10 protein-coding genes and 1 riboswitch are annotated in these 19,716 nt (G+C 38.9%); of the genes, 9 read left to right on the top strand and 1 reads right to left on the bottom strand.

Going from position 1 to position 19,716, the window contains the following annotated elements; all coding sequences use genetic code 11:
* Nucleotides 1-188 precede the first annotated feature (188 nt).
* Both GQR87_RS16270 and GQR87_RS16265 read left to right on the top strand, forming a co-directional pair.
* Nucleotides 189-3,269 (top strand): glycoside hydrolase family 2 TIM barrel-domain containing protein, encoded by a 3,081-nt coding sequence (locus GQR87_RS16270; RefSeq protein ID WP_158971135.1) that lies wholly within the window; start codon nucleotides 189-191, stop codon nucleotides 3,267-3,269.
* Nucleotides 3,270-3,577: 308 nt separating this feature from the next.
* Nucleotides 3,578-6,874 (top strand): TonB-dependent receptor, encoded by a 3,297-nt coding sequence (locus GQR87_RS16265; protein ID WP_158971133.1) that lies wholly within the window; start codon nucleotides 3,578-3,580, stop codon nucleotides 6,872-6,874.
* A 608-nt stretch (nucleotides 6,875-7,482) separates the two neighbouring features.
* On the opposite strand, the gene GQR87_RS16260 is transcribed toward GQR87_RS16265, so the two are convergent.
* Nucleotides 7,483-10,218, bottom strand: a complete 2,736-nt coding sequence (locus tag GQR87_RS16260) for a TonB-dependent receptor (protein WP_158971131.1) — start codon at nucleotides 10,216-10,218, stop codon at nucleotides 7,483-7,485.
* A 744-nt stretch (nucleotides 10,219-10,962) separates the two neighbouring features.
* Between GQR87_RS16260 and GQR87_RS16255 the strand changes: the two genes are divergently transcribed.
* From GQR87_RS16255 to GQR87_RS16225, 7 genes are all read left to right on the top strand, one after another.
* A complete protein-coding gene (locus tag GQR87_RS16255) occupies nucleotides 10,963-11,355 on the top strand; it encodes an OsmC family protein (protein ID WP_158971129.1) in 393 nt (130 codons plus the stop codon).
* A gap of 208 nt (nucleotides 11,356-11,563) precedes the next feature.
* A complete protein-coding gene (locus tag GQR87_RS16250) occupies nucleotides 11,564-13,024 on the top strand; it encodes a carbon starvation protein A (protein WP_158971127.1) in 1,461 nt (486 codons plus the stop codon).
* A 684-nt stretch (nucleotides 13,025-13,708) separates the two neighbouring features.
* Nucleotides 13,709-13,888: riboswitch (cobalamin riboswitch) on the top strand.
* A gap of 158 nt (nucleotides 13,889-14,046) precedes the next feature.
* The gene (locus GQR87_RS16245) at nucleotides 14,047-15,900 is read left to right on the top strand and encodes a TonB-dependent siderophore receptor (RefSeq protein ID WP_158971125.1); all 1,854 of its coding nucleotides are present in this window, start codon (nucleotides 14,047-14,049) and stop codon (nucleotides 15,898-15,900) included.
* A 119-nt stretch (nucleotides 15,901-16,019) separates the two neighbouring features.
* The gene (locus GQR87_RS16240; RefSeq protein ID WP_233267294.1) at nucleotides 16,020-16,661 is read left to right on the top strand and encodes an energy transducer TonB; all 642 of its coding nucleotides are present in this window, start codon (nucleotides 16,020-16,022) and stop codon (nucleotides 16,659-16,661) included.
* Between the two features lie 92 nt (nucleotides 16,662-16,753).
* On the top strand, nucleotides 16,754-17,347 hold the full coding sequence (locus tag GQR87_RS16235) for a sigma-70 family RNA polymerase sigma factor (protein WP_233267293.1): 594 nt from the start codon (nucleotides 16,754-16,756) through the stop codon (nucleotides 17,345-17,347).
* Nucleotides 17,340-17,930 carry a hypothetical protein gene (locus tag GQR87_RS16230; protein ID WP_158971121.1) on the top strand — a complete coding sequence of 197 codons (591 nt, stop codon included), beginning with the start codon at nucleotides 17,340-17,342 and terminating at the stop codon, nucleotides 17,928-17,930. Before GQR87_RS16235 ends, GQR87_RS16230 begins: the two co-directional genes overlap by 8 nt.
* 138 nt (nucleotides 17,931-18,068) lie before the next feature.
* Nucleotides 18,069-19,499, top strand: coding sequence for a TonB-dependent receptor (locus GQR87_RS16225; protein ID WP_158971119.1), 1,431 nt, complete (start codon nucleotides 18,069-18,071; stop codon nucleotides 19,497-19,499).
* Nucleotides 19,500-19,716 lie beyond the last annotated feature (217 nt).

Genomic DNA, 19,716 nt, shown 5'->3' with positions numbered 1-19,716 from the left:
TAAAAAGCAGAGTGCAAACACAAATAAAATAATTTGAAGGTTAGTTTTTGCATAGAATTTTTATTTTACTCAGCTAAATTATGCTTACTTGCAAATATTGTTAGATTAGTGCCGTTAATATTGCGGGTTTTTTGATTATTTTTGTCTCCTTTTTAATATGATTAAATAAACGAGTTTTTGAGTTTAAAATGCAAAATAAAATAAAACATTGTGTGACACTACTTTTGTTTATCATCAGCAGTGTAATTCACCTTGCACCTGCCAATGCTGAGCGTTTAAATATTAATTTTAATCAGGATTGGAAGTTTAAATTAGACGAGCAGCATAATGCTTACTTGCCTAGTTTTGACGATTCTGATTGGCGTACACTGAATGTGCCTCATGATTGGTCGTTCGAAAATGGTATCTCAGAAGATGGCAGTCAAGCCGCTAACGGTGGCTATTTTGATAGTGGCTTAGCTTGGTATCGTAAGTCTTTTCAGATGCCAAAAGACTGGCTGGGTAAACGTATTAACATCGAGTTTGATGGTGTTTATATGAATAGCGAAGTCTGGGTTAATGGTCAGTATTTGGGGAAAACGGCTTATGGTTATATTTCTTTTCGCCACGATTTAAGCAAGCTGTTAAAACCAGGTGATAATGTTATCGCTCTTCGAGTGGACAATATAAAAGATCCCTCAGCTCGCTGGTATCACCCTAGTGGGATTTATGCTCCTGTTGCATTAGAAGTGACTCATCCTACTCATATTCAGCCGAATGGTGTTTATGTTACAACCCCTAAGATTACAGATGATATAGCAGAAGTAAGCATTCGCACCGATATGATTAATACTGCAGGTCTAAGCGGTGATTTATATCTGCAATCTTCAGTATTTGATGCCAAGGGTAAACTGGTAGCTGAGACTACACAGCCTATCTCTAACTGTGATAAAAGTGCTAAAGAATGTGTCATAAACAGCCAACTTCAGTTAGATAATCCTAAACTATGGAGTCCAGCTTCTGCCCACTTATATAAGTTAGTGAGCCGAATTAACCATCAAGGTAAAACTATCGATCAACTAGAAACAAAATTTGGTGTGCGTACTATTGAGTGGCATGCAGAAACGGGCTTTTGGTTAAATGGTGAAGTCACTAAATTATTAGGCGTCAGTGAACACTATGAAGGTGGCCCAGTTGGCGGCGCTTGGACCAAACCACTATTAAAATGGAAGTTATCTTTATTAAAAGAAATGGGCGTCAATGCAATACGTACTGCCCATAACCCATACCCACCTATGTTCTACGAGTTATGTGATGAACTGGGCATTATGGTAATGGATGAAATTTTTGATGGTTGGATGAAAAAAGCAGAATTCGACTATGGTTTTCAGGCTTTTGATGAGTCTTGGCAGCAAGATTTAACTGAATGGGTGAAACGTAATCGTAACCATCCTTCTATTATTATTTATAGTATGGGTAATGAAACTCGGGGGGATGCTATTGCCAAAGAGTTAGTGCAATTAACTCATCAATTAGATCCCACACGCCCTGTCACCTCAGGTCATAGTGCTTCAGAACAAATGGATGTTTTTGGGGTAAATGGTGGGAGTGAGAAATATCAATTCTTTGAAAAACCACGTCCTAATAAACCTTTCGTAGCAACTGAAGCACCACATACATGGCAAACCCGAGGTTATTACCGTTCAAAAACTTGGTTTAGAGACGGTAACCGCAATGCAAAACAAGGTATTTTTCCCTTACCTGACTTAACCGAAAAAGAAATATTTAACTATGAATGGGCTGCCCCCAGCGAATGGAAAAACAAAAAACAGCATTTTAACTCATCTTACGATAATGCCACTGTACGTATTTCAGCCCGTAAAAACTGGGAGTTAATGCGTGATTTACCTTGGTTCAGTGGGCATTTTCGCTGGACAGGTTTTGACTATTACGGTGAAGCTGGTTATGTACATGGTGGCTGGCCTTTTAGACTGTTTATGGGAGGCGCATTAGATGTAGCCGGTTTTGAAAAAGACTTGTTTTATTTTTATAAAAGTCAATGGACAGACGAACCTATGGTTCACTTATTACCGCATTGGACCCACCCTAATATGCCAATCGGCACTAAAGTACCAGTTTGGGCTTATTCAAACTGTCAGCAGGTTGAGTTATTCCATAATGGTAAGTCTTTAGGTAAAGATATTCCAGGCAGCAAATGGGATGAGATGCAGGCCGAATGGTTAGTACCATGGCAGCCTGGCAGCATAAAAGCAGATTGTTATATTGATGGCAAAGTGGTGACTTCAACAGAGCAAACAACTTCTGGCGCACCTGCCGCTCTAAGTCTTAAAGCTGAGAATGAATTTGTCTCTGCAGCTAGAGATAATAACGCAGTGATCACTGCTGAACTGAAAGATGACAACGGTGTATTTTATCCTTATGGTGAAAATAAGGTGTATTTTCATTTAGCGGGTCCTGCACGCATCATCTCTTTAGAAAGTGGTGATCCGGTTGATACCAATAAAAACTATGGTGTCGATCATCGTAAAGCCTTTATGGGCGCAACCCGTGCTTTTATTCAGATTGAAGACAATAAAGCTGACATTAGCTTAACCAGTGCCGCTATTATTGGTGATAAACAACTGACTTTGTCTAATAACATCTCTATTGATGTACAGCAGTTGAATATTCTAGGAAGCGTTAAACAGCAGAAATTTAAGGTGTATTACACCTTAGATGGTAGTCAACCGACTCAACAAAGCAAAATGTACACAACACCATTTTCTGTAAGCGCAGGAACACAAGTCAAAGCCATAGTGGTACAAGGCAAGCAGGTTATTTTTAACATGCAAGAATCCTTTGCCGATGGTTCTGGTTTGTATTGGGGCGACGCACAAACAGAGACTACAAGCTCTGCTGCAAACCAATCAGGTATGTTAGCCATAGATGCAAAATATACTGGCGCGGTGAAAAGTGCAGATCATATCGACTTTAACGGTCGAGAAGGTTCAATTAAGTGGTATCAAGAAAATGATGGGGAAGCCGGTCTTTTTACTCTGAAATTACGTTATGCTTCCAAAGACAAAAAGTCTCTACGTTCAATGGATTTATACGTAAACAATAAAAAGATTGGCCAAGTTAAATTTAGTCATACTGGTGGTTGGAAAGCTTGGCAAGCAGTCGAAATTTCTGCGCCACTATTTGCCGGTGCCAATAATATTGAGTTTAGAACAACAGGCCAAAGTGGTCCTAATCTGCAATCATTGACTGTTGAATATGGCACTGACTAAAGGCTTAATAAATATAAAATACTAGAATCTAGTGAATGGACATAGATTTAAGCAGTTAGTAGATGCTTAAATCTTTGTCGAAATTACCAGCTAGAATCTATTTTCTTTTGCTGTACTCTATTTCATCTGCCCTCTGTTTTATTATTTATAAAAACACAAAAATCGTCATTTAATTTACGGCTTTTAAAAGCTGTATTGTTTGATATCTAAATGAGACCAACTTTTGTTATGTTTTTGTGGAATGTCACTAAATATTACCCATTGGTTGAGTCGAGAAAAAGTACATAAGAACATAGGAAATCACACTCATGATCCACAAAAAAAACTTTACGCCAACCCTTCTGGCACTATCCATGGCAACAGCTTTAAGTTCTGTCTCAGCACAAGAGATTGAAGTAGCACCTGTTGCCAACTCTACTGCTGCAGCTGCAACACAGGCAGCCCCAAATACTGAAATGGAAGTCATTGAAGTTTCAGGCTTAAGAGGCAGTATTGTAAGATCAACATTACTTAAGCAGATGTCTAACAATTTAATTGATGTTATATCGGCAGAAGATGTGGGTAATTTCCCTGATACTAACGTTATCGAGTCAATGCAGCGGATCACCGGAGTACAAATTAGTCGCTCTGAGTCAGGTGATGCAACAGGTTTTACTATTCGTGGGATTAGTCAAAACCGAGTTGAACTTAACGGCCGTTCGGTGGCAGCTGGTGAAGGTGAAGGCAGAAACACCAACTTAGGTGATATTCCATCATCACTTATCGATAGTTTAGAAGTTATCAAATCACCAACTGCAGATTTAAAAGAAGGTTCTTTAGGTGCAACGGTTAACCTAAAAACTAAACGACCACTTGCTATGAAAGATGGTTTGATCAACGTTAATGCAAAAGCACTTTATGGCGATAACATTAAGAAAGTTTATCCTAATTTAAGCGCTATCTACGCTACAAAATTAACCGACACTAAATATGGTGATTTTGGTCTATTGTTTAATGGTTCATATAACAATAATGAAGTCAGTGGCGATATTCTTAAAGTTAATAACTGGGGCAATACATGTGATGCCTTTGTAAAAGGAGGCGATGGTTTAATTGATAGAGCCAGTTTCGCTACATGTGGTGACAATCTTTATCATGTACCCGCTAGTTTTACACAGCTGCAATATGAGAACGAGCAACTTCGTGAGTCTTTAGTAACGACGCTGCAGTGGCGACCAAATGACGATAGTGAATATTTGTTTGAAGCAACTTATAATCACAAGCGCAATCAACAAACTCGTGACACCTTAACCATAGCAAATCGTGTTAATAATAATTATTTTGATGTTGATACTTTTGATGAGCTTGCTGGCGAAGATGGTATTTACTATGCTTTTGATAATGTAGTGTATACGGGTACAGAACGAATTCTTTATGATGCCTTAGGTGAGGTAACTAACACTGTTTATCCGGTTGCCAGTTTTGATACCAATGCCGCATATTTAAATAGCTCTAACGGTCAAGGTAATCAGGCAGAAACCACAGTATTTAGCCTGGCATTACAGGGAAAATGGTTATTTGACAATATGCAAATTGAATCTGAAGCGACTTATTCATCATCAGAATATCAGCATCACTATATTAATCATGCTCTTAATTTTTTTAGTGGCAACCCACTTACTCAGCAAAATCAAACTCTACGAGTAGATGAAGGTGAAGGTGCACTTGCAATTGGCGAGCTTCTTCGTATAGATCTAACTGACGGTAACGAGGTTGCGTTAGATTGGCAAGGTAAGTCAACTCTTGACCCGACTAACTTTAAACTTAATGCCGCGCAAGATGACGGCTACACGCACAGCCCTACCACAGCTTCTTTCAAGGTTGATGTAGATTACGACCTAGATTACGGAGACCTTAGTACCATAGAATTTGGTATGAGATTTGATCGTAATACTATGGAACGCACACACAGGTTTGTGCATAAATGTAACCGAAATAACGCCTACGGTGCTAATGGTCCAAATGGAAACTCTTTTGAAGAAGGCGATCCTTCTTGTACTGACCCTTCAGTTTCATTAACTGATTTAATGGCTGCATACCCAGACGCAGTTAAAACAGTTGATGGTTTTTACACCGACCCAGGTGTATCAAGTATTGACTCTTGGATACAAATTTCTCAAGATTTTTGGTTTAATAATCAAGAAGATTGGCGTGAAGTTTTTGGCTACAATGATTTTGGTGGTTACATAGACAGACCTGAAGAAGATTATAAGCTAACTGAAGATCATGCCGCAGCATACGTCAAAATAAATGCCCGAGGCGAATTAGGAAATGGTTTTGAATACCGAGGCAACATGGGTATTCGTGGTGTTTACACAAGTATAGATTCAGTTACTACGCCTGGGAACATCGATGCCAATGGTAACTTAGTAGAAACCACTGATAATAAAGACTATACCGAATGGTTACCAAGTTTAAACTTAGCAGTCGTTCACGATTTAGGCATAATTCGCCTTGCCGCAGCTAAAGTAATGGTAAGACCAACCTTTGGGCAATTAAAACCAACGGGTACATTCAATACATTCAATGGTTGTAACGTTTATGATTCAAGTGACCCATTTAACAACTTCGGTTATGAAGTGCCTAATCCTAACCTGACGGCAGCAGAACAAGAACGCCAACAAGCACAGGAACACCTTCTTAGTAGTGGTGGATACGACGGCACAAGTCCTTGTCCGGGTATCCGTGGTGCAGGAACTGTTGTAGGGAGTATTCAACTTGACCCTTACACGTCTAATAACTACGATTTAAGCTTTGAAAAATACTGGGGTAAAGGCAACTCAGCCAGTGTTGCATTGTTCTACCGCCAAGTTAATGCAGATATAGAAAGAGAGCGTTTTATCGCAGTAGTTGGAGTTGACCCTGATGCGCAATATGTAGGTGAAGAAGGTAGTGGTTTCTTAGAAGGCCAAAATATTTCATCGGTAGAAGGTGCTGAACTTTGGCGTGCTAAAAGATGGATTAATGGCACACAAACAACCAGACAAGGCATAGAGCTATCTTATACACAGTTCTTTGATTTCTTACCAAATGGCTGGGATGGATTTGGTTTTACTGCCAACTATACTTTGTCTAAAGGCACACGACCTGATGCTAAATTTGCTAATGATGACGGTGAAGAGCTTGACTTTGGATTATTTGGTTACGCAGGTTTAGAGACATTTGAAGAAAAATTAGTCGCAGCTAAAGAACTTAAAGAACAAGGTTCAATAGCAAATGTAGAATTGGTAGACCCTAATGCCTTCTTGCCAGTACAAGGTTTAGCCCGTCATTCTGGTAACTTCTCGTTGTTCTATGACAAAGCGGGAATTAATACTCGAGTTTCTTACAATTATAAAAGTAAATTCTTGAGTGGTGAAAGCGCGGTATCTCCAATCTATACAGCAGCTAGAGGGCAAATAGATTTTGCAGCTAACTATAAGATAAACTCAAGATATACGGTTAGGTTTAATATCACTAACTTAACTAAAACAATATCAAAACGTTACACACGATACGAAGAAATTCTTGAACGTTCTTTCTATAACGATCGAGTCTTTAGTGTTGGTGTTAACGCAAAATTTTAAGATATTGATTAATACTTTTTAGTATTCATTAAAAGCAAAAGTGAGGTGCCAAGCACCTCACTTTTTTTTGCCTGTAATTTAAGGTTCACTTCATACTGTTTTAGTCTTTTTCTCTGTGTCGTACCATTACACCTTCAGTCATGCGCCCTACCTAAGCCTGTTAAATTCTCACTGAGCGACCAATTATTTAACTAACCTGAGTTCTTGATAAGAAGTATCGTCTAATCTGAATTTATCATTACAGTTCAATAGCTTAATAATATTCACCCAAATCACCTCACCTGGATGCTTACTCGGTGATGAAATTTTTGTGTATAGCAAGGCGGATTGTCGTACGTAATAACGTGTTATTGCTAGACAATCCAACGCCGCTAGGCACAAAAAGAGCGTTATCGAGGGGGGCGGCTTATCCAGTATTCAGGTTAACTAGATTGGTATAGCTTTGTGACACGCTTTGGCGTTCCTGCTTTTACTATTCAGTTAGCCCCATTCTGCTATTTCTGCAGTATTCTACTTTTTTCCTCATGGAATAAAAAAACCTCCAATATCAATGGATATTGGAGGTTTTATAACAAGCTTAAGTTTGCTAGCTAGAATAAAGTCCTTAATTAAAAGCTGGCTGAAATAGACAGCTTATAACTTTTACCAAACACGGCATTAGTACGCAGTGCTTCTGGAACCGCATTATAGGTACGTAATTGACTGTTAAGTAAATTAGATGCTTCAAAACCGAGAGTCACTTCTTCGCTAATATTGTATCTAGCGGTAAACGATAAATCTTTGTAGTCGTCATTGAATACACCTGTATTACCGGCACCAATAGAATTCAAATATTCATCACGCCAGTTGTAAGCCATACGCATATTAAAGTCCTCATTTTCATAATACACAACAGCGTTAATATTGTTTTCAGATAGCCCAGGGAAACTTAAGGTTCTACCAGAATCGTCTTTGATAGGGGTTTCGCCGTCGATAAATGAATAGGTCAAAATGGTACCTACGCCAGGTAAAAAGGAGAGGGATTGTTGATAAGAAATTTCTAAGCCTTTTACTTTAGCGCCTTCACCATTGGTATCTCTTAAAACGCGATATTGATTGCCCCCTATGGTTTCTAATTGCGTTTCTGCAACAATAAATGTGTCGATATCTTTGTAAAATAATGCCCCAGAAAGTAGGGAGTCTGCATTAAAGTACCATTCTAAAGACATATCTAATTGTGTGGCTTTAAATGGATCTAAGTTTGGTGAACCACCTGTTCCTGTGCCAATATCTGAATCATTATCTACAAATAAACGAACCCCATTGTTTAGCGATGTAGTGTCGGGAAATGAGATCACTTGAGCAGCCCCAAATCTGGCAATCAGCCCATCATCTAATTCCATTCTGAGCGCTAAAGACGGTAACACTTCAGTATCTGAACGAGGGAAGGTAACAGCTTCAATATTATCGCCGACTTGTTGATTACCTATAGATGCTAAATCTCTATTAAGCATGCGTAAGCCAAAGTTTCCTGAAACAGGAAGGTTAGCCCAATCGGTGGCGAAATTTGCCTTTATGTATGCTGCGGTAAACTGCTCTTCAATTCTAAATGAGTTGAGTGCTGCAGAACCACTTGTTCCGTCAGCACAACTTTGGCTTTCTTCTGCAGAGTAGAATTGAGCCAGGGTTTCACAGCCGGCTATGCCACCACCATTCATCGCACTCTCTTTAAAGGTTAAATAAGAGCGTGGTACCCCAACAAATTCCCCAGGCAGAAAATCATCGTTTGTGAATACTTCTAATAAACCGGCATCTAATAAGTCTGAAGCGGTATTGACTCCAGATATATTACGAATATCAACGTTTAAGTGAGATTTAGTGGTGGTTAAATCTTGGTGACGCATACCAAATTCTAAGGTATGAAATGCGCCAAAATCTATATTCCAATCAAAATCTACACGTCCAGTGGTATCTTTTGTTTCATCCACAAATTCTTGGAAAAAAGTAATCGGGAAATTTAATGTTGAAGCGTCGGTAAAGTCATTTTGGAATTGGAATTGACCAAAATCACCATTAGTCAGATCAAAATTGACGTTATCATTGGCTAAAGTTTGTAAACGCATATATTGCTGATCATAAGTGCCTTCACCTTTAGTGTAAGAAAGTTCAGCAAAAACTTGTAGGTCATCAGTGGCGTCCCACTCAGCTTGCAAGGCGGTTGATTGCACTTTTGATTTAATATCTGCAAATTCGACATTGGTATGAGTTGGACGAGTAACCGTTCCCGCAACTATTACTTCGTTTTCTGAAAATACTACATTATTGTAGTCACCAAAACCTGCATAAAGTCCCAGCCATCGTCTATCTCGGTCAGATTCTAATTGAGTAAAATAGTGATCTAAAGTGAACTCTAAATTATTAGTGGGTAAATACTGCATCACCACATTCACCCCTGTTCTTTCACGATCTTCTTCTATTTGCCAAGGGCGAGGGTCGACATGGATAAGAGCGGAAACACCGTCACCATTTGGATCGGTTGAAACTAGGTTACCATTGTTGTCATAAGTCCGATCGGCTAAACCTTCATTGTCGGCTAAGCTATACCCAGAAAATGTACCTAAAGCATGTTCATTATTGGTACTGTCAGAACGTACAAAACTGACTAAGAATCCTAATCTATCATCAGCATAAGTGTTTGAATACATACCGAAAAATTCGTTGCTACCACCGCCTAGTTCGGCATCAGAATAACTAAATGAACCTGCAATATGTTCGCCATTTTCATCAAAAGGTTTACGAGATACGATATTAACTACGCCGCCTAAGGCACCATCTATTTGATCAGAGGCTGATAGTTTTTCAACTTGTAATTGTGAAATTAATGCAGCAGGTACAGTGCCTAATAAGCCGTAGGTAGAGGTGCCTAGTTGATCTGGACCATTTGAACCACGGCCTGCAGAATCCCAGATTTGTCGACCATTATATAAAATCACATTTTGACGTAAGCCACGTATAGAAATATCACTACCTTGACCTATACCCCTGTCTATTTGTACTCCTGAAATACGGCCTAAAGATTCTGCTACCGTGGTGTCTGGCATTTTACCGATGTCATCGGACACTATGGCATCAACAAACTGGGCATTGTCTTGTTTTAAGTCTCGAGCCATATTAAGGCTCTTTTTAATCCCTCTGACTACTATGGTTTCTACTTCTTGCTCACTATCAGCGACAGTTTTATCTTGCGCTGAAGAAATAGCACTATGTCCAGCAGCCATGCTACCGGCTAAAACTAAACCTGCTAAACGCATGCTGTTGTATATTTGATTGTGATTGGTTTTAAGAGTGCGAACTAGACTGAACATGTTTGAAATCCTCTTCAAGTGTTGCTTGTTATAATGTATCTATTATTGATACATTTTTTAACTCTACAACCAAACTATGTCAACATAAAATTAACACTTGTTTATCACTAATGGACTTTTATTTACATGGTGTTCTATTTTTTATATTAAAAACAGGTGTTTAATATATATTGTTGAAATGTAAAAAAGTATGTGAAAAAAATTTATGATAGAGACCAATTCGGATGTGTTGCAGAAAAAGCAGCAAAAAACAGATTGAGCAGAGAAGGGTAGTTAAAGGTAAAAACGTCTCACAAAGGTAAAGATAAGTAGCCAATAGCTACGAGGTTCGAGCTTTTTTTTTCTGCTTCACGCTGCAGTATTCTGCTTTTCAATAATGGATTCCTGCTAACGACATGCAGGAATGACCGGCTTTGGGGGGCGGCTGATAATCTGAGCCTGTTACTAATTTTGTGTAACTATTTACTACCTCCTATTTACTAGGATCTGCTGTTGTCTTTTCTCTGTGTAGCGCAGCCGCTGTGATCGGCTTTTGTTTTTAATAATGTTATGGCTTTTCTCGGTGTAACTCTGTGAAATGCTTTGGCTTTTAGCTCTTTGCTGTTATCTTTTTCTCGAATCTGCTAACTCGCGACTACTTTAATAGACTAGACAATGCACTAAGGGAATATACTGTGTTACCTTGTATATGCTATTAAACAATAGTTTTATTATTTTATGCTTTTTATTGATATAGGATTTGCTATGAAAATCGAAGTCAAATTGCTGGAAGGTCAAAAGTTACAGGCAAGTTTTGGGAAACATCAGATTATCAGTGATCAAAGTGTCAGCGTGGGTGGTAATGAGTCGCAGCCCGAACCTTTTGATTATTTTTTGGCAAGTATGCCATTATGTGCCGCGTTTTATATTCGTAAGTTTTGTGAGCAACGAGATATCAGTACCGAAGGTATTTCACTTACTCAAGACAACAATAATATAGGTGAAGACAAGTATCACAAACGTTTTAATATAGTGGTAACTTTGCCAGATAGCTTCCCACAAAAATATAGAAAAGCGTTATTGGCTGCAGCTAATACCTGCACAGTGAAAAAAGTGATTCAAGCCATGCCAGAGTTTGAGATTGCCATAGCTGAATAAGTTGCTTTGTTCGTGACCAAAGGTGGCTGCTGTTGCGCAGCACTCACCTACTTTCAAGCTTTTAACTATTTTTTGTTTAAAGTAACTTTGTTATTATCTAACTTGGCTTTTAACCTTGTTCTAAGCCAGCAAATTCAATACTTGAATAAACCGATGAGTGCAACTCATACACTCATGGATACAGCCCTAACAAGAGACATACCTAGCCATGCTCATCTTTTTTATCTGCCTCACTATTTTGATTATTGGTTATAAGTTTTATAGCCCTTTTGTTGAAAAACAAGCTGGCATAGATTCGACCATAGCGACACCCCAATCTCGTTTTAGTGAAGGGGTTGATTATGTGCCCATTCACCCTGTTCGTGCTTTTTTAATTCAATTTTTAAATATTGCTGGAGTAGGACCTATTTTTGGGCCTATTCTTGGCGCACTTTACGGGCCAGTTGCCTTGGTTTGGATTGTGATCGGTAATGTCTTAGGTGGTGCGGTTCACGATTATTTTTCTGGTGTGATGAGCATTAAAGAAGATGGTAAAAGTTTACCTGAAATAGCGGGACATTATTACAACATAGTGTTTAAAGGTTTTATGTTGCTGTTTACCGCTATGTTGTTGTTCTTTGTGGGTGTAGTTTTTATCATGAGCCCAGCTGGATTATTAAGTAACCTCGAGGCTTTCGAAGATACGTTCTTGGCAAATAATACCTTTTGGGTGTTAGTTATTTTGGCTTACTACTTTTTGGCTACCTTGTTGCCTATCGATAAAATCATCACTAAGTTTTACCCTGTGTTTGGTTTATTAATGATAGTAATGACATCCATGATCGCTATTGCATTATTAATCGATGCGCCACATTTACCTATTGCTGGTGATTTTTTTGCGTATTTTGAAACGGATCATGCTCACGATTTTTTAGCACCTAACCCTGATGGTTTACCCACTTGGCCGCTATTGTTTATTACGATTACCTGTGGTGCTATTAGTGGTTTTCATTCGACCCAAGCGCCGATCATTGCTCGCTGTTTAACCAATGAAAAATACGTTCGTCCTGTTTATTACGGGGCTATGGTTTGTGAAGGTGTAGTCGCGTGTGTTTGGGCATTAGCTGGTATTGCTGCTTTTCCAGAAGGGTATGCAGGTCTTAAAGCTATGTTAGATACTGGTGGCCCTGGTTTGGTGGTTAACCATATCGCCAATAGTTATTTGGGGGTATTTGGCGGCATTATGGCCATTGTTGCTGTAGCGGTTTTTCCTATTACCTCTGGTGATACCGCTTTTCGCTCGTTACGCCTGACATTGGTTGACGCCTTTAATATTCCGCAAAGTATTCGTAATCGCTTGTTGCTGGCTGTGCCTATTTTAACCATAGCGTATTTTATGACTAAATTAGACTTCACTGTGATTTGGCGTTATTTTGCTTTTTCTAATATGTTGCTGTCGACCAGCGTATTGTGGCTTGCCACTAAGTATTTATTTGATCGAGGTACTTTCCACTGGATTGCTAGTATCCCAGCGGTCATCACAACAGGCATTACCGTTTCCTACATTATGACAGCGGCCATTGGTTTTAATTTGGCTGCTGATCTAGGTAAGCCTATTGGTGTGGTTGTGGTAGTAATAGGTTTGTCGCTCTTGGTGGTTGTGCATAAAAAACGGCAAAAAGCATACTAAGCAGAATGAAACAGACCTGTCAGTGTAAAGCAGTGAAAAGCTAAAGAATTTGAACCACAGAGAACACAGAGGTAAAGATGTTTAAGATTTGCCTCAACGGTAGGTCGTGGCTTTAGCCCGTCAATGTTGAAAAATAGTCGCCATAAATGGATGACTTACAAAAGAAGAAAAGAATTTGAACCACAGAGAACACAGAGGTAAAGATGGTTAAGATTTGCCTCAACTTTAGGTCGAGGCTTTAGCCCGTCAATGTAAAAATAGACGCCATAAATGGACGACCTACAAAAGAAGAAAAGAATTGGAGCCACAGAGAACACAGAGGTAAAGGTGGTTAAGATTTGCCTTAACGGGTAGGTCGTGGCTTTAGCCCGTCAATGTTGAAATAGTCGCCATAAATGGATGACTTACAAAAGAAGAGAAGAATTTGAACCACAGAGGTAAAGACAACAATAATTCAGTTTTTTTCTTTTCTCTGTGTAGCGCAGCTTCTGTGATCGGCTTTTGTTTTTAGTAATGTTATGGCTTTTCTCGGTGTAACTCTTTGAAATTATTTGGCTTTTAGCACTTTGCTGTTATCTTTTTCTTGAATCTCGCCACTGCTTAGCCTGCTTCAAGCTGCCGTACTCTGCATTATTCAGCATTAGTGTCATTTTTCATTTGACTTTAATCTGCGCTATACGTATCTTCAGCGCCGCTATTCTAGGTGCCTATCGGTAACAAATTTGTTATCTGGATAGGGTAAACGGGAAGTGTGGTCAATCAGGTTGTTTTTATATTTGATTCAATTCCACCGCTGCCCCCGCAACGGTAAATACTTATTTATAAGTATCTAGCCCGACACCGGCCTAAAAATAGTTTCTGTACGTATGGAGCGGCGGGCTTCATTAGAATGTTGACACATTGCCGTTTTAATTGGCAATGGCAAAATACCTTTGGGTATTTTGAGCTGATTAACTTTAATTAGCGCAAGCATCCTCTGTTATCCCCCTCTCAATCGTTTACTTTTTTAGATTGAGGATTTTATGAAACACACATCTTTAGCTACTGCTATTACTCTGGCATTAACTGCCACATCCGCCTTTGCTGAACCTGCTCAAAGTGACGAAAAATCCATTGAAAAAATTGTTGTGGTATCAAGTCGTGTAGCCATGCCTTTACGAGAAGTGGCGACATCTGTTTCTCTAGTCACCCAAGCTGATATTGAAGCTAGAGGTTATGCTAACCTAGCTGAAGTACTTAAAACTCAACCTGCTATCAGTATGACAAGTAGTGGTGGCGCAGGTTCTAGTACGTCACTTCGAGTGCGTGGTGAAGAAGGATATCGCACTTTAGTACGAATCGATGGCGTTGATATTTCTGATCCGACAGGTACCCAAGTAGAACCCAAATTAGGTCATATGCAAGCATCCAATATTTCTCGGGTTGAAATATTGCGGGGCTCTCAAGGCCTTGCTTATGGCGCCGACGCAGGTGGTGTCATCAATGTACATAGCGCAGAATATACTGAACAGTTAGCTGGTAGAGTGTCTGCTGAAGCGGGACGTTATGACAGCACTAATTTGGTCGGTGACATAGGTGGCAGAACAGATAAATTTTCTTATTACATTGCAGGCTCAAGTTTTCAAACTGATGGCTTTGATGCACGTACAGATGACGCCTCAGGTGACTTGGATGGGTATGAAAACAACACCATTCACACTCGTTTAGGTTATCAGGTTTCCGAACAACTAAGCTTGAAACTGGTGGCCAGAAATACTCAAGGTGAAGGCGAGTTTGATCATTGTGGTTTTGGTGCGACAGCCAGTGATGACTGTCAGAGTGAGTTTGCACAAACTAATTTACGCACTAGCGTAAACTATGTGACTGGCTCTTCAGAACATGAATTTTCATACGCCAAAACATTAATTGAACGTGAAAATTTCAATCAAAATGTTTCTAGCTATCTAGCTAAAGGTGCGACTGAAAAAGTTGAATATTTAGCTCATAGTGAGCTAAACGATACTCACACTCTGGTATATGGTGCCGATTGGGAAAAAGAAGCCATTACCTCTGCCCAGCAATATCGTCACAACCGCGGTGCTTTTGTTGAATACCAAAGTGAATTAGTCAGTAATTTGTTTGTCACTGCTGGTTTACGTTATGACGATAACGATGATTTTGGTGAACATACTACATATCGTGTAAGTAGTGCTTATATTTGGGCTATCGATAGTAATGAGCTTAAATTACGTGGGGCCTACGGTACTGGATTTAGAGCGCCAAGTTTGTTTGAAGTAAACTACAATCGTCGCCCTGAAGCATTACCTAGTGCGGCTAATACGCCATTAAAAGAAGAGCAAACTCAAGGCTATGAAATCGGCATTGAGTTTCTAACTGAAACGGATTCGCGCTTTGAAGTAGTCTATTTTGACCAAGAAATTGAAGACAGCATTACTTATACCTTCGATTCAGTGACTTATGCAGACGGTTACATTCAAGACATAGGACAGTCTGAATCTAAAGGTGTAGAACTGATTGCTGAAATTAAGCTTGGCAAAGGTTGGAGTGTTGATGCTAATTATACTTACAACGAAGCAGAAGATACCGCAGGGAATCAACGTCGCCGTCGTCCGCGTAATATTGCTAATCTTGGGGCTAATTATCAATTAGATAAGTTAACCTTTACTGCCAATATACGTGTTATTAAAGATGCAGTGGATGCTGGAGTACCACTTGAGAATTACGAAATACTTGATATAAGTGCTAAGTATCAAGTTAATCCACAGCTATCTGTTTATGCTCGAGTTGAAAACTTGTTTGATGCACATTACCAAGACATATCCGACTACAATACATCAGGCGAATCGCCGTATCTAGGTTTAAGGTATCAATTTTAGAGTTTGAATCGATCAAGTCGAAAAGTGAAATATAAATAGAGGTTAATAAATTTAAAATTTATTAACCCCTTTCTTCATTCTGGTTCGTTACTGATAGGAAACCAATGGAGAAATACATAATGCAAACAACACTAGACTTGCCACAAACATCTATACCGTTCAAAAGCCTAATCACTATTTCTATTTTTGCTGGACTAATTACTTTTGCTTTATTTGTCGGCATGAACAAACTCATTTCAAACAAACAAATCGCCCGCCAAGAAGTTAAAGTAGGGCCCATTATCGATTTACATTATAACTTCGAAGATTCTGCCATTATTGAGAAAAAAACGTTAAAGCCCAAACCCAAACCGATTCCTCAACCTAAATCAGTGCCTAAAATTGCAAAAACGAAACAAAGTAAAACTTGGGATAATAATATATTAAGCAATACTTTCGCCGGTCCGGTAATAGAAAAAGCCTCCACTGCTAGTTTTGTTTTAGCGGGGGGAGAAGCCAGGCCGATTGTCAGAATTGAGCCTAAGTATCCGGTATCCGCAGCACGAGATGGCGTGGAGGGCTGGGTAAGACTGATGTTTTCAGTTTCTGCTACGGGAGAAGTAGAAAATATTCAGGTAATTGATGCTCAGCCAAAACGTATTTTTAACCAATCGGCCAAACGAGCATTAGCAAGATGGAAATATAAACCCAACATTGTGGCTGGTAAACCACAATCACAAGATGGCATGATGGTAATGTTAGATTTTAAATTAGCTAGTTAATCATTAGCAGATTAATGAGAGTGAGCCAGTTGCCAGAGTGTTTTAAATTAAATCGCTAACTGGCTCACATGGATCCAAATTAGGGAGCGTCTATGAGTATTGCGTTAACCTTAAAATCTTATATTTTTGATAAACATAGCAACGAAAATATCATGCGGCGCTATGTTATTACGGGTGACCAAACATTACTTAGCAAATTGTATGATGCTAATGGTAATGATCTCTATCATTTTATTATGACCTTATCAGATGCAACTTTGGCTAAAGACATTTGTCAGAAAACTTGGTTAAAGGTCATAGAAAAGAAACACTTGTATCAAAATACAGGGCAATTTAAAGCTTGGTTATTTACTATCGCAAGAAATCAATTGATGGATGATTTCCGAGCTTTTCAGAACACCATTAATGACACTGAATGTTTAGTCGAATCACTAGGTAAGACTCACAACAAAGAAGATAGGCAACATTTAAACGACTGTTTTGATCAAGCATTATTAGCAATAGCATTTGAACAAAGAGAAGCATTTTGTTTACAGCAAGAGGGCTTTAGTTTAGAAGACATTGCTAAGATTACTCACACAGGTCAAGAAACGGTAAAAAGTAGACTTAGATACGCTAGAGATGGTTTACGCAAACGGCTAGAAAAGTTCCATGAGGACCAGTTCCCAGAGGATAATTATGACTGATCACAATAAACAATCTGAGCAATCATTGGAGCAGCTTTACGCTAAACGTAAATCACAAAATTTAGCACCACTTTCCATCAAAAAAAATCTATTGCTTAAACAATTAGAAAGTAAAAAGACTAAGCCTATTTTACAAAGATTGGTTTATGTGGCTGTGGCGGCTTCTACACTTTTGTTATTTGGAATTTTTTCTATCCAAAAAATGCATTTTGCAACACCCGTGAGTCACAGCAATATTTTGCATATACATTCGTTAACGCCGGAGCCCAAGCATATTAATAGCATGCGAGATGATATTAATAATCGTTATGCTAAACGCTATCAAGAATATTTGAGTCAACAACAAACATTTGCCTTTCACCATAAAATATTAGCCAAGTTAGAGCTAGTAGCTAGTGGATGGCAACTTAAAACCTGCGACAACCAAGTCATGTTGATTTCAAATGAATTGATTGCCGCGCTTGGACAAATTAATCAATTGGACCTCAACTTAGTCTCGGGTGACATAGTCAATATTGCCTTCGATAGCACGGGTATTATATTGGCAATTGAACAGAGTAAAGATCAATTAATATGCACCTGAGTTAAAATTATAACTTTGATATATTTATCAATAGCCTAATTTGCTGTTATTTACCTATACGGCCAAATTTAGATTTATTGCAGCCTGCAAAAAAGTTACACTTTGGCTTCTTCATTGGCAATTACTGTAGGGGCAATCATGGACAAAAAACTCGAGTCAAAAAATAACGTTAGTCATCGTAATACCAGTCAAAAAGCTCTACGTATGAATTTAGATGAGAAAAAATATGGCACTATCGTTGAGATAGGCGCAGGCCAAGAAGTGGCTCGTCAGTTTTTTCTTGCGGGCGCAGCTGCTGGCACCATAGCTAAAACCATGTCGGCTTATGATATGAAATTTTCAGATGCTATTTATGGTGTACAAGAAGATAGACGTTATGTGAGTAAAAATCGTGTACGTGCCATGATGGAACAAGAGTTTGATTTGGTGGTTGATCGTGTAGGTGAAACACGCTCTAAATCTTCACGCTATTTTGCTTATGCTGCCACGGTAGCCGCGAAAAGTTTTAATCGCGACAATGAATGCCATGCTTGGTGTGGTATTCGAGTGCAAATGTATCCAGGCGCCGAACCTTCGAACATAGTGGTTCATGTGCGTATGTTAGACGACAACGCTGAGGCACAGCAACAAGCCTTAGGCGTGTTAGGTGTTAACCTGATTTATGCCGCTTATTACTATTACGAAAATCCTAAACAAATTATCGATTCTTTAACCGATAATATGAAAAATAACCGCTTAGAAATTGATTCTATCGATTTCCAAGGACCTTATTTCGAAGATATCGACAACCGCGCCATTAACTTACATTTAATTCGTGGTTGGAAAACTCGTGCGGTTATGTTTAGACCTGACGGCAGTGTGGCTGTACCTGCTGAAATACTTTACAAGAAAAATGTTTTGACCATCCGTGGTTCGTTTAGGCCGGTTACTAATTTAAATATCGACATGATAGAACAGGGCAAAAAATCTTTTTATGCAATGAATCATATCGACGACTCAAATACGGTAGCGATTGCTGAAATTTCTCTAAATGATGCGAAAGGTCAAGATAATAACGTGCCCGAAGCTGATATAGTACAGCGCATTCAAATATTGAATTCTCTAGGCTATAACGTGATGATTTCGGATTATACTCGTTACTTCTCATTGAGAGCTTATTTCCGCCAATATACTAAATTACAAATTGGTATTGTTGTGGGAATGATTAACGTTAAGCAAATATTTGACGAAGATTCCTATCGTGGTGTTGAAGGTGGAATATTGGAAGGTTTTGGTAAGTTATTCCCAGATAACACGCGTTTATTTGTTTATCCTGAGTTAGATGAGAATGGTGAAATTAGCGAGTTTACTGATGTTAAAGTACAAGATCATTTACGCTTTTTGTATCGTCACTTGTTAGAAAATGGTTTTATTTCGGGAATTGAGTGTAGTGATAAAGCTTTATTCAAAATATATTCTCGAGAAGTATTAAAACAACTTTCAAAAGGCAGAGGTGATTGGGAGTCCTCTGTACCAGAACAAGTAGCCGAAACCATAATTGAACATAAATTATTCGGTTTTAGAGGATAAGCAGACTGAGCAGCACAAGTAGTAGATAGTAAATCGATACTGGTAAAAGATAAAAATAAAAACAGTGGTGAGATACTAGATTCGAGTCTAGAGGAAAAGACAAAAGAATTTGAACCCCAGAGGGCACAGAGATCACAGAGAAAAGCAGGTACTAGAATCTAGTATTTATCATCTAGGATCTAATGTTGTTTTCTCTGTGAGCGAAGCGCTCTGTGGC

Origin of the sequence: Paraglaciecola sp. L3A3 (genome assembly GCF_009796765.1) — a bacterium.
Classification (GTDB): Bacteria; Pseudomonadota; Gammaproteobacteria; order Enterobacterales; family Alteromonadaceae; genus Paraglaciecola.
This window is presented reverse-complemented; position numbering and strand designations above follow the sequence as displayed.